At 41.4% G+C, this 13,034-nt stretch carries 12 protein-coding genes; 5 read left to right on the top strand and 7 right to left on the bottom strand.

The window, feature by feature from the left end; translation table 11 throughout:
* Positions 1–111: 111 nt before the first annotated feature.
* The 6 genes from HNQ80_RS01235 to HNQ80_RS01210 all read right to left on the bottom strand — a co-directional run bounded on the left by HNQ80_RS01235 (position 112) and on the right by HNQ80_RS01210 (position 6,298).
* Positions 112–1,701, bottom strand: a complete 1,590-nt coding sequence (locus tag HNQ80_RS01235) for a DHA2 family efflux MFS transporter permease subunit (protein WP_184307327.1) — start codon at positions 1,699–1,701, stop codon at positions 112–114.
* 14 nt (positions 1,702–1,715) lie between these two features.
* Positions 1,716–2,369 (bottom strand): HlyD family secretion protein, encoded by a 654-nt coding sequence (locus HNQ80_RS01230; protein ID WP_184307326.1) that lies wholly within the window; start codon positions 2,367–2,369, stop codon positions 1,716–1,718.
* Positions 2,370–2,387: 18 nt separating this feature from the next.
* Complete coding sequence (locus tag HNQ80_RS01225; protein WP_184307323.1) at positions 2,388–3,359, bottom strand: HlyD family secretion protein; 972 nt, start codon at positions 3,357–3,359, stop codon at positions 2,388–2,390.
* Positions 3,360–3,434: 75 nt separating this feature from the next.
* Entirely contained in the window at positions 3,435–3,899 is a 465-nt protein-coding gene (locus HNQ80_RS01220) for a MarR family transcriptional regulator (protein ID WP_184307322.1), read from the bottom strand.
* A gap of 223 nt (positions 3,900–4,122) precedes the next feature.
* Positions 4,123–5,034, bottom strand: coding sequence for a vanadium-dependent haloperoxidase (locus HNQ80_RS01215; protein ID WP_243182872.1), 912 nt, complete (start codon positions 5,032–5,034; stop codon positions 4,123–4,125).
* Between the two features lie 193 nt (positions 5,035–5,227).
* Positions 5,228–6,298, bottom strand: a complete 1,071-nt coding sequence (locus tag HNQ80_RS01210) for a sulfite oxidase (protein ID WP_184307320.1) — start codon at positions 6,296–6,298, stop codon at positions 5,228–5,230.
* A 320-nt stretch (positions 6,299–6,618) separates the two neighbouring features.
* Between HNQ80_RS01210 and HNQ80_RS01205 the strand changes: the two genes are divergently transcribed.
* From HNQ80_RS01205 to HNQ80_RS01185, 5 genes are read left to right on the top strand one after another with little or no spacing between them, the layout of a single operon-like run.
* Positions 6,619–8,250 carry a spore germination protein gene (locus HNQ80_RS01205; protein WP_207726807.1) on the top strand — a complete coding sequence of 544 codons (1,632 nt, stop codon included), beginning with the start codon at positions 6,619–6,621 and terminating at the stop codon, positions 8,248–8,250.
* Positions 8,231–9,346 carry a GerAB/ArcD/ProY family transporter gene (locus HNQ80_RS01200; protein WP_184307318.1) on the top strand — a complete coding sequence of 372 codons (1,116 nt, stop codon included), beginning with the start codon at positions 8,231–8,233 and terminating at the stop codon, positions 9,344–9,346. Before HNQ80_RS01205 ends, HNQ80_RS01200 begins: the two co-directional genes overlap by 20 nt.
* Positions 9,343–10,554, top strand: coding sequence for a Ger(x)C family spore germination protein (locus tag HNQ80_RS01195; RefSeq protein WP_184307316.1), 1,212 nt, complete (start codon positions 9,343–9,345; stop codon positions 10,552–10,554). The genes HNQ80_RS01200 and HNQ80_RS01195 overlap by 4 nt, the downstream gene beginning before the upstream one ends.
* A 5-nt stretch (positions 10,555–10,559) precedes the next feature.
* Complete coding sequence (locus HNQ80_RS01190) at positions 10,560–10,787, top strand: hypothetical protein (protein ID WP_184307314.1); 228 nt, start codon at positions 10,560–10,562, stop codon at positions 10,785–10,787.
* Between the two features lie 20 nt (positions 10,788–10,807).
* Positions 10,808–11,917: a GerAB/ArcD/ProY family transporter gene (locus tag HNQ80_RS01185; protein WP_184307311.1), complete on the top strand. Its 1,110-nt coding sequence runs from the start codon at positions 10,808–10,810 to the stop codon at positions 11,915–11,917.
* Between the two features lie 86 nt (positions 11,918–12,003).
* On the opposite strand, the gene HNQ80_RS01180 is transcribed toward HNQ80_RS01185, so the two are convergent.
* Positions 12,004–12,948, bottom strand: a complete 945-nt coding sequence (locus tag HNQ80_RS01180; protein ID WP_184307309.1) for a hypothetical protein — start codon at positions 12,946–12,948, stop codon at positions 12,004–12,006.
* Positions 12,949–13,034 lie beyond the last annotated feature (86 nt).

Genomic DNA, 13,034 nt, shown 5'->3' with positions numbered 1-13,034 from the left:
TTCTCTTTTTATTGTGTCCATATCATCAGCTTGCATAACCAGTTCAATATTGTAACACGAAAACCAAAAATACCACCCTCTACATTGTTCTGTAAATTGGTGGTATTTCTATTAATGAATTGCCATCGCATCAGGCATTTCACCATCCATTGCCTTTTTGTCATTCGGCCCCTTTAGCTTTTTCTTGCTGCGCATCAATAGTACCATGATGGCAGCACAGACAACTGCAATCACCGATATTTCTACGGCATGCTTCATGGCATTGATGTAAGCATCCTTCTGAATCATACCATTTAACATCGACAGGGCGGCTCCCTGAGCTTCATTTTGGGATAGACCACTTGCCATGAAATAGTTCTGCAGCTGCTTTATATAATCCAGTGAAGTCTGATTAAATGCATTAACCTGCTCTGACATACGGGCATAGTTTGTATTCAGATTCCCTTGAATCAGCGTCGTCATGATGGTCACACTGAGGGCACCAGCAATCTGACGAATGGTATTTGACAAGGCCGATGCTTTTGCCACCAGTTGTGGCGGTACAGCATTCATCCCCGCAGTACTGATGGGCATCATCGCCAGACCAAGACCAAGCCCTCTGACGAGCAATATCCAAGAAATAGCTTCCTTGCTGGTGTTCATATCGATTAGATGGGCCAATTTCAAGGATGTTATTCCTAGGATGAACAATCCAGGTAACACCACAGGCTTTGCTCCGATTCGGTCAAACAGACCACCGCTAATGGGCATCATAATGCCTACGGCGATGGCAGACGGAAACAAAATCATTCCTGTCTGCATGGCTGTATATCCCCTCAAGTTCTGCAGAAATAGGGGTAATACATAGGTTCCTCCCATCAAGGCAAAGGTCAAAATGCAAGTGATGCATTGACTAAGGGTAAAGTCGAAAATTTTAAAAATCCGTAATTCCAAGAGAGGATTTGGATGAGTCAATTCATTCACAACAAATAGCACAAGGCTTAATCCTCCAAGGGTCAACAACATTGGGTTTTTAATATCGCTCCAGTCGATGGAGGAGCCTTCTCCTAAAACATACAGGATGCTGACAATTCCAATCGTAGAGGACAAAAAACCGATATAATCAAAGTTCTTGGCAGGTTTGGTAGGCGTATCTTTTAGGAGAATTCCTGCTAAGATAACGCCTACCACTCCGATGGGTACATTGACATTAAAGATTAATCGCCAATCCATATGTTCTATGATATACCCGCCTAATGTTGGTCCAATGGCAGGGGCAGCCATGGCTGAAATGCCCCAGAATCCTAAAGCCAGTCCTCGCTCTTCCGGTGGAATGATCTGATAAATAATGGACATCCCCACAGGCATAATCATTCCTCCGCCTAGTGCTTGAACAATTCTAAATACAATCATTGACGTATTGCTCCAGGCAAATCCACATAGCAGGGAGCCCAATGTAAACATCCCCAAGGCAAACATATATACCTTCTTGGAGCCATATACTTCGCCTAGAAATCCAGTCAACGGAATAATAGCACCCAAAGCCAAGGTATATGACGTCAGTATCCATTTTACTTCATCCAGTGACACCCCAAAAACTGCCATCATTTTCGGTACCGCAATGTTTACAATACTACTGTCCAGAATCGCCATAAAAGTTCCTACGATGACTACAAACAATGCCAACCAATGATCTAATCTGCCGTTCTTTTTTTCATGCATTCTGTGTCACCCCGTTATTTTATGTGAATTTTAACAATTGCATTGGTTCCTGGCAATAGCTGATATTTGTTCTTATCAATTTCAATACTTACAGGTATTCTTTGTACTGTTTTCGTAAATGTCCCTCCTGTAGAGCTTGGGAGAAGAGAAAAAGTTGAATTTGCTGCCAAACCGATAAAATCTACCTTTCCTGAAAATTTTATACCGGGATACTGATCAATAGAAATATCTACAATTTGTCCTGGCTTTACCTTGTTCAGTTTTGTCTCTTCAATATTTGCACTGATATATAGCTGATCAGGATCAATAATCACTGCCAGGGTCTGTCCTGGAGATGCCATCTCTCCAATGTTTCCTTGTTTTTTTGTCACAATACCATTGCTAGGTGCTCTAAGCAAAGATAAGTCTATGCTCGTATCCGCAAGGTTCACCATCTCCTGTCGACCTAAGATCTGATCTTCTATGACCCTATCGCCTTCCTCCACATCAAATTCCAACAGTTTACCTGATATCTGAGGGCTTACCTTCACAAGATCTCCAGTGACTCTGGCATCCTCTGTAGATACATAATAAGTATTATTAAACCAATAATAAACACCGATCCCTGCCAAAGAAATCACAATAATTCCTAGTATTGAAAATAGTAGTACTTTTCTTTTTCCATTCATGATCCATTACACCTGCCTTTACTTTTTCAGTCCTATTTCAGCAAACATTCCTGGCTGCAAAGCTGAGTCCTTATCCTTTATGGATACCTTCACAAGGATGCTTCTTGACTTTGCATCAATAACAGGGTCGATTACCGTGATTTCTCCTAGATACATCTTTTCTGGCACCTCAGACACCTTCACTATAACTTCCTGCCCAACCTTCACTTCATCCTTCAGACGGGGAGGAAGATATGCATTCACTGTCACAGTTGCTTCATTTACAACGCTTACCAATACCGTTCCCATGGAAGCCATTTCACCCACGTTAATATTTTTCGCACTGACAGTTCCAGTTATCGGTGATAGAATCATACCATTACTGAGCTGTGCCTGCGCTATTTCTAAAGCGGCCTGGGCTTGATCTACCTGGGCTTCTACGACGCGAATCGTTTCTTTGGTCTCTCCATTGTTAAGCATGTTCAACTGCTCTTTTGCAGCTTTGTATTGAGTTTCTGCTGCAATTCGTTGCGTTTCAGCAGTTTCAATCTGCTGTTTTGAAGCAACACCCGACTGAAACAATTGATTTAAACGATCATAATTATTCTGTGCATTTTCGTAGGCTTTCTGAGCACTTTCAAGGGTAGCTTCAGCTTGGGATTTTTGCTCAGGGCGTGCTCCCTTTTTTAATTTATCTAAATTCGCCTGGGCAACACTCACTCCCGCTTCCGCTTGCTTCACCTGTGCTTCCAAATCTCTTGTATCCAGCTTTATTAAGGGGTCTCCCTTGCTTACCTGAGATCCAATATCCACCATAATTTCTGAAACCTTTGCTGAAACCTTCGAAGTGATATCCGCTTTCTCAGTGGTATCTATTTTTCCAGCCATAAGAAAAACAGGTTTATCTACTTTTGTCATATTCAAGTCTGCCGAGACTTCCTTCACTGCATTTGCGCTGCAGCCGCTTAATACTAAAGTTATCGCTAAAACAATTGGTACAATTTTTCTCACATACATCCCCCTAACTTTTTTATATATCATGGATCATTGTCATAATTATCTAGCATCCTAAGGAAGTACCCATTCCTATATTGAAGTAGATTCTTCATCCAGCATTTTTATGATTTTTTCCACTTCATTCAGTTTCTGTTTTAGGTCTTCCCACCATACATCTGGAAGATCATGCCCAGTCGCTGCTGCCAAACTCTGTATTTTTTCATTCACCTGCTCAATTTTCTCTTTTGTCCTTGTACCTACGCCAACAATCACAGCTCTACGGTCCTCTGTACTTCTATACCTTTCTACATAACCCTTGTTGATCAAACGATCAATTACCCCAGTCAGCGTACTGGCGGGAATACCGATTTCCTTCGCCAAACTGGTTACCCTATATTCTTTTTTCTTAAGTAACATGAGGATCATAATTTCTGTTCTTGAAATTTCGTCGTCTGCAAACACTGTCAACACCGTATTCATAAACTTTTTATGTAGCACAAATAATTGTTTCATAACAGATATACGCAGATCCATTTTGTTTTCATCTAGCACCATTGATTTCTCACCTCTTTTATTTCGATTCAAAATATTTCGATGTCGAATATTTTTATTACGTATAATATACTATCCGATTTGATTATTATTGTCAATTCATCAAGTTATTGCTGAGCCATTGTTTCTGCCACAATTTATAATAAAAAATCATAAACACCTCCAGCATAGCACTGTATGGCATTCATGATTTTTTGTCGTAAATGGTTATACTAACAGCGATGAATCACAATCCAACTCCTGACGGTGATGGAATAATTTGCTCATATGGTGGTGGAGGTAACTCAGCATGTTTATCCGCTATAATAGGTATGTCAATCATACTTTGATTTAAATCATGCTGCATTCTTAACTGATCGACGATGATACTTCCTATTTGTCTCCCAAGCCTTAACCCTTCAGTAATATCAGCAATAAAATGAACGCCTCCATATAGGCGAGATATGCCATCTTCTTCTGCTAATTCTTTTAATCTTTCTGCCTCGGTTGGAAAGAAATAACTCAAAATTATCTCTGCAGCGCCTGATATGACTGAATGCCCCGATGGGTAGCCAGGAAACTTTGGAGTAGCTATTGCAGTAACAAGCCCTTGATCCAACTGATTAGGACGGGGTATATCCCAGAGATACTTGAAATACCAGGTAATTACAAATGCATCATTGATACCTGCTTGTACTGCTGCAAGGACTCGCGCTGCGCGGACTGGTGAAAATCCGTAGGTGTCCATCAATCGCTCAATGATGGGCGTCCATTGCTTTGTCGCTGGTCCTTTCCCCCAATATTCTGCTATTTGTTTCTGCTTGGGCGTTAGATTGTCAAGTACTTCCTTTACCTCAATGAGCATATCATCAAAATTAAAGTTATCTGGATGTTGAATTTCAAAACTTGCTTCTTGCCCACTAGATGTTATAAAACGACCATCTTTGTCTCTTTTGAAAAAATACATCGACCACGAGCCTGCGCTTGGATCCACCCCCTGAGGTACTCTACTTTCTCCTGGATAAGACAGTTCTGACCATTTTCTCGGTAAATTAACAGGTCTTATCAGCTTATCTAGCATTTTTTTACAGATTAGTACTCCGTTCTCCGATGGCACGCAAGTTACTGGACCATTCTCCCACTTGACAATTTGCTTCATTTTAGTTTGTCCCCCTTACACAATGTTCAAAGCAGTAGCGATTAGATCGATTCCCTGTTTCTTTGTATGGCAAGCCATTCAAACAAAGCAAAAGTATCTATCTTCAGTAGTACAATATGTTTTTATTTAAAATTTGTGCAAGCTATAAATTCTCATTATAGATATGACATATTTTCTATCAGACTAAACCAGCCTATTCAACCTTAACTTTAATTGTATAAACTGCATTATATCCATATCCCTTTCTGTTCCATTCTGCTTCTAAAGGTTGTACTCCGCCGGTCGAATCTTTCGCTCTACACATAATTGTATATTCTCCCTCTTCCTCTACATTCCACTGATACTCCCAAAATGTCCAAGCGTATTGCTGATTTGTATCCTTCCTTAGTTTTGCTCTTTTCCAAGTCGTGCCTTCATCAAAGCTAAGTTCTACGTCTGTAATCGTTCCATACCCTGTCCAAGCTATGCCATTAATGTTATGAACACCAGTATCTAGCGTAGTATAGCTCAGGGGTTGCTGAATAATAGAATCGGTTTTTATATTTGTAACAGGCTTTTTCCCTATGTCGTCTTCTTTATGCGGATAGTATATATAATCCACCGTTTGAAAGGGTCCATCAAAGTTATGGTCAATCACTGTAATTTGCTTTAACCACTTCACTGAAGCCATTGCATACCATTGGGGTATTATTAATCTAAAGGGACCTCCTTGTGCGTATGGTATAGACTTACCATTCAATTCGTATGCAATAATAGTATCTTGATGCATTGCTTTTTCCATAGGAAGGCTCCTTGCGTAGTGAAAAATACCTTCCATATCAGTCCTTTTTCCATAGTCATATCCTTCAAATACCACTTCTACTGCTGCACTGTTTAGTCCTGACATATTTAATAAATCCCTTAGTGCTACGCCCTTCCATACGCCTTGGCTAATCGCGCCATCTTCCCATTGTTCACCATACACCCTTGGGCTGAATCTACTCCTCTTATTCCCAGAACATTCTAATACCATTGTTACAGATTTTGATGAAAGAGATTTTAAATAGCAGTAAGGGAAAATAAGTGTTTGTTTTACTTCCCCTGTAATCGGAAGAAAGAAGGCATGGGGTGAGAGCATGGGATATGAAAAATGATTTCTTCTATAAAAATATTTCTCTGGTGTAATCCATGTTTTTAGAAAGTGAATGGGTGTCTCTTGATTCTCGGGCATAAGACTAAGGGTTCTGAGGTAAGGACGAGATAATTCTCCCACATAATATTCCATTGATTTCCCTCCCTATTTTTAAATGAAAACCAATACTATGCATAATGAGAACTACAGCCATCAGCCTACTGCAGCTTTTTATTATCATTAATTTTATATGTTTACATGAAAGGGAAAATGCTCTTTATATATTCTTCTTAAGGTGGGCTTAGATTGTTCGACAAATAGAGAATGCCTAGTTCTACAAACACTTTTAGAATTAAAAAAGCATTTAATCCCGGCAGGGGTAACGATAATCTGAATATAGAGCATAATAAAAAGTAATAATAATGTGAAAGTGAGAAATCTAGTACTACTACGGCTGGGAGAACTGATAGCAAATGCTTAGAAATATATTTAAAAAACTGAAAAAGTTAGCTGATGGGAAACGATCGAATAAAAAAGGCGAACATTTGGTAGAGGATATCCCCATTTCTACCAATTTGACCCGAAACATACAACAGCTCAAAGAAATTTTTGATAACTGCAGTGATATCGTGTTTCGCGAATATACAATCGGTGGCACTAATCCTGTCAAGGCTGCAATCATTTACGTGGATGGATTAGTGAATACCAGTTTGATATCTGATGGTGCATTGAACCCATTGATGGTGGACAGCCTATGGATTGACGAGGTCGGAAAGGTAAATTCGCGCAATGCTTATAAACTTGTTAAGGATAGGCTTTTAACCATTGGTGGGATCATTGAGACAAATCAAATCCATGCGTTGGCAGACCATATCATGACCGGAACTGCCGCTCTGCTTTTGGATGGTTCTAGACAAGCTTTGATCCTCAATGCTAAGAGCTGGGAGTCCCGAGCAGTGGCAGAGCCGGAAACCGAAGCCGTGGTCCGAGGTCCTCGCGATGGATTTACGGAAAATATCAGGGTGAATACTGCCCATATTCGCCGACGTATTAGAACATCCCGGCTGAAGTCAGAAGCCATGAAAATCGGTGCATTAACGAAAACCGATGTACTCATCCTATACATCAAAGACATTGCCGATGATAAGGTCGTCGAGGAAGTCAGAACAAGACTTTCAAGAATTGATACCGATTCTATTCTGGAAAGCGGCTATATTGAAGAATTCATTGAGGACGAACCTTTTACTCCATTTGCTCAGATGAACGTTACGGAGCGCCCAGATAAAGTGGCTGCCAGTTTGCTGGAAGGTCAGGTCGCCATCATGGTGGATAATACGCCCTTTGTCTTATTGGTTCCTTACACCTTCCCTCAGTTTCTTGGTTCCCCCGAGGACCACTATAACCGTTATCCCTGGTCCACCTTTGTCCGCCTACTGCGGATTATCGCATTGATTATTGCTATGCTCGGACCCTCAGTATATGTTGCGATTACTTCTTTCCATCAGGAAATGATTCCCACATCTCTATTAATCTCTATTGCCAGATCTAGAGAAGGCATACCTTTTCCAGCTTTCGTGGAAGCCGTTCTCATGGAGGCCACCTTTGAGATTCTTCGAGAGGCGGGAGTCCGCTTGCCTCGCCCAGTAGGCACTGCCATTAGTTTTGTAGGAGCCTTAGTTATCGGTGAGGCTGCGGTAACGGCTAAACTGGTATCCCCAATTATGGTCGTTATCGTGGCACTAACTGCCATTGCTTCCTTTACGATTCCCTCCATGGAAGGTTCTATTGCTGTTCGCCTCGTTAGGTTCCCCATCATCTTTCTGGCAGGTGCTTTAGGCCTGTTTGGTATCATGGTGGCACTGCTAGCCATCTTAATTCATCTCTGTGCCCTTCGTTCCTTTGGGGTACCGTTCCTTTCACCCTTAGCACCCTTGAGTTCGAGGGACCTGAAAGACTCCTTTGTCCGCTTCCCCTGGTGGGCCATGTTTACGAGACCGCGCATGATAGGGTCTAAAGACCCTGTGAGGCAGGGCTTTTTCCAAAAACCTCAAACTCCTTCACCAGGGAAAAAAGGGAGTGGGAAAGATGGTGGAAAAGATGCTTGATCAAGGTAAAATAAGCGCTAGTCAGTTTAGTCTGTTATTATTTACCCTCGTATCTTCTACTGCAATGCTGTTTGTTCCAGCAGTAACAGCAGAATCGGCTGGCCGGGATGGATGGATATCCATCCTATTTTTAGCCACTATCTTCGGGCTGATGGTGGCCTGGGTCTGTACCTCATTAGGGCAGCGTTTTCCCCACGAAAACATTATTGAATACAGCCCCAAAGTATTTGGGCCTGTCTTAGGGCATCTGATCAATTTGACTTACATCTTCTTTTTTATCTGGACAAATGCCATTATCGTCGGTGAGTTTGCGGACTTTATGATTGCCACCTTTCTGCCTAAAACACCGAGAGTGGTCTTCGCATTTATCATCGTATGGCTGGCTGCCTATGCAGTCCGAAACGGTTTGGAAGTCATCAGTAGACTGAATCAGTTCCTTTTCCCTCTTCTTATGATTTCCTATCTGGGTCTAGTTGTGTTTGTACTCAGTGATATAGAATTAACCAATTTAGTCCCCATTCTGGAGAATGGGGTTAAACCTATAATTAGAGGTTCACTTCCCCCTTCAGCCTGGCGGGGGGAAATTGTTTTGATGTTAATGATGCTCCCTAATTTGTCCCAGCTGACAAAAGGCAGAAAAGCCAGCATATATGCGGTTATATTGATTGGCATTGTTTTAACGCTAAATACGATTGCCACCGTGGGTGCCTTTGGTGCAGAATTGAGCAGCCACTTAACCTTCCCTTATTTCACCCTGGCCGATTATGGCCAGATAGCCAAGGTGCTGGAGCGGATGGAAGCGCTGGTCATGTTGGTCTGGGTGGCTGGATTAATGCTTAAAATCGCCATTTTTTACTATTGTGGTGTTCTGGCCCTTGCTCAATGGTTCAATCTTCAGAATTACAAACCCCTGGTAACCCCTGTCGGTATCATTCTGATTGCATGGTCATCGATAATTTATGAGAATTCTCGAGAATTGGTAGAGTTAATCAGCAAGACCTTTCCTGTTTATGCCTTCACCTTTGAACTGCTAATTCCTGTTTTGCTGTTAGCAGTAGCTGTGATTCGTAAGAAAAAAGGGGGGAACTGTTCGTGAGAAAGGTAATTTTTCTGCCTTTAATTTTTCTCATACTACTTACCTCGGGGTGCTGGGATCGTAAGGAAATTGATGAACTGGCCATTGTTGGTGCTACTGGCTTTGACAAGGTTACCATAAATGGCCGGGACATGTACCGGGCCATTTCCTACGTATATAAGCCTGCTGAGATGGGTGGAGGCACAGAAGGAGGCGGTGGGAAGACCCTCGCTCCTTTTTGGATAGTTTCAGAGTTAGGAGAAACCTTGTCTGATGCTGAAAAAAATATATCCGCTAGGTCATCCCGCTTTGTGTTTCTCGCCCATTCTGAAATCGTCATTATCGGAGAACGGTTGGCTAAAGAGGATGGCGTCGATAAAGTAATGGATTTGCTCCTGCGCCACAAGGATCTTCGCATGCGTAACTTGCTCTATATTGCTAAAGGGGATGCCCTAAAGGTCTTTGAAAAAGGTCTGCCGCAGTTCGAATCAACACTATCCCAGGAGCTCTCTGGAATATCGGAGAAATCGTTACCGATTGTTTCCAAGACCTATGTGCCTGATGTAAAAGAATTTGCCTATTCTCTTTTATCCACTGGCCGTGATCCAGTGGCAGGAAAATTAGAAGTCTTTCCTACACCTGAAGAGCTGCCTTCTCCAGTCGGTAATGAACAGCCACAGAGTTTTGTTAGGCCTACAGGTGCTGCCATCTTCCGTAAAAGCAAGCTGGTTGGTTGGCTTACTGACACCGAAACCCGTGGATTTCTCTATGTTATGAATAAGTCCAAAGTAGGTATAATGCCCTTGAAGCTGCCCCGCAGCCAACAGGAGAATTTTTCCTTTGAAATGACGAAGGCCAAGACAAAAATTATTCCCTCCGTCACAGAGAATAATATCTCCATTACCTTGGAAGTCAAGGCTGAGGGAAATGTGGGTACCATGGAGGATTCGGAATCTTTGGCCAAGCCGGAAGATATCAAAAAACTAGAAGCGTTGGCTTCTGATGAAATCAAACAACTTATTAAAAACACGGTACACAAAACCCAGAACATGGGAACCGATGTTTTTGGATTTGGTGAAGCCGTCCATCGGAAATACCCCAAAGCATGGAAGAACATCGAAGAAAATTGGCAGGATATTTATTCCAACCTTCAAGTGAACGTGAAGGTTAAAACCAAAATTCGTGGAACCGGAATGATTTCCAATCCCATCACAGTAGAAAGCAGGTGAAGTAAATGGCATTTGCTTTGATCTTGGTTTTTGGGGTATTGATGGCACTGGAAGTACCCGATTTCGTAAGAAATAAGATGTGGAGGGAATTAGGTGTGTATTTTATGCTGATGGTTATTGCGATCGTTTACAGTTTTGGCCAGGTTTTTGACTGGGCCTTGCCCAATCCGACCAAAGGCGTTGAAGCCATTTTTAAGCCAGTGGCAGAGGCTGTGGAAAAACTGCTAAAATAATTTCAACGGAGATGAGCTAGATGGAACAACCTCAAATCACTGGACATCAACTGCGTCTTATTATTGTCAGTTCAATTACAGTAACAGGCCACCTGCTATTTGTACCAGTAGTTTTAAATATGGCGGGACGGGATGGATGGCTTTCTTTACTGATGGCAATAATTCCTGGGCTCATATCCGCTTCAATACTCACCGCGCTAGGGCTAAGTGCATCAGGACAGTCGCTGATAGAACTATCTTGTACCCTTATGGGAAAAGTCCTCGGTAAGATAGCTGGTTTAATATATGTAGGATATTTCTTTCTAATTCCGGCCATAACGCTCCGTGCCTTGATGAACTTTATGACAGAAGTTTTTATGTTGCGAACTCCTTCATTAATTTTCGGAGTTATTTTCCTATTGGTTTGTGGTTATGCCACATTTATGGGATTAGAAATATTCCTAAGGGCTAACGAAGTTCTCCTCCCACTCCTCATCATCGCAGGCATCCTGGCATCAAGCATGTCTTTTCCTGATAAGGACTATAAACATCTATTACCAATCATGGAAGAGGGTATCTCTCCAGTTTTGCTAGGGAGTATTCCATTGATAGCACTGATGGCAGAGATCGTGGTTATCGGAATGATACAGCCAGCATTAAGTTCGCCAACTGTACTTAGAAAAGCTAATATTGGAGCCGTATTAATTATCAGCGCGTTGTTCGTAGGCCCGTTAACTGGACCCATTGCCGTATTTGGAGTAGATTTGGCAGCAAAACATATCTACCCTACTTATGAGCAAATCAAATACATAAAGCTGGCTTTTATAGAAAACCTGCAACCATTGGCCGTATTACTGTGGTTAGCCGGAAGTTTTGGCAAAATATCTCTTTTCTATTATGCCTCATCCCTAGGCGCCGCTCAAATCTTTGGATTAGCCAATTATCGAAGATTGGTTATACCCGTTGGAGTTATCATTTTAATGCTGGCTGTAGTCGCTTTTCCCAATATCGTGGTAATTAGGAAATTCATATCAAGCAGTTATGCGATCATTAGTATCGGTTTAGGTATCATCTTTCCCATGGTATTACTAGGGATAGCGCGCTTGAAAAACTACGGTACATTTTGTCGGAAGAATAACCCATCTCCATAAAAACAAAAGCGGTGTGCCAGATACTCATCCTAGCACACCAATATATACAATATAATTATAAATCATCGTGGAACAAATCATCCTGTTTAAAGGGTCTTACTTTCAACCGCATCTTTCCTAAATTTTTCTGCTTCATCTGATAATTTATAATTGGTTTTACTCAATATATCCATATATTCTCCTAACTTCTGCATCAATGCACTGTCTCCCCCGCTTTTCAAAGCATTTAAATAGGCAGCTTTTGCATCTGGAACCATCACTTTTGAATCATAACTGAAAAGCGGTGTGTTGTTTGCGCCGTAAAGCATAAAGGTAAGGTATCTTTTTTGAAGCTCTCCTATCTCACTGGCTTTTACCGAGTTTTTATGGTTCTCAGCAAACTTCTCCTGAGCTAAAGCTCTCGTTATCATTTCATCCCATCCAATTATAAGGGCTGCATCTTTTACAGGAACATGATTGGATTCCACGGACATAATATCGATATAATCCTTCATATCTTCAGATACATAGGAACTGTATTTTTTATAGAATTCGTAGTTAATAACAGGGAAAAAGCTACCTTCTGCCGTTTCAACCTTATAGCCTGAATCACTTGTTTCCACTAAAAGTTTCTTAAGTTCTTCATCCTGTGTCTCCTCAATCTTATCTAAATCGAATTCGGACCTATAGATCTCGCCCATCTTACTTTGGATTGTCTCCCCATTGAAATACTTCTCTTCCAATGCTGACAAGCCAGATTTTTGAACTTCCTCAAGCTTAGTAACCATTACAGATGCATTCTCTTTTGAAACATTGGAAATATTCTTATCCATAAATGCAATCACAGCATCAGCCTTGGGATCGCTTTCTAAAAGGGCATTAAAATCAGCCATGATTATTTCCTGACTATCTTCTTGCACAGTCGGTTTATTCTCTCCCGTGCCATCGATATTGCTATCCTTTGTGGTACACCCTGACAGTAAAGTAACTCCAACGATTGCTAGAATAGTCGCAGATCGTAGGAATGATTTTCTATGAAACATGGTCATCATAACAATTTCCTCCTAAATTTTTCACAGATAGGGCAACGCCCCTATTTTGTATGTCTTTTATTTCATTACATACCATTAGACGAACT

The organism is Anaerosolibacter carboniphilus (assembly GCF_014205875.1).
Taxonomy (GTDB): domain Bacteria; phylum Bacillota; class Clostridia; order Peptostreptococcales; family Thermotaleaceae; genus Anaerosolibacter; species Anaerosolibacter carboniphilus.
Note: the sequence above shows the minus strand (reverse complement) of the source record. Positions and strands in the feature narration are given on the sequence as shown.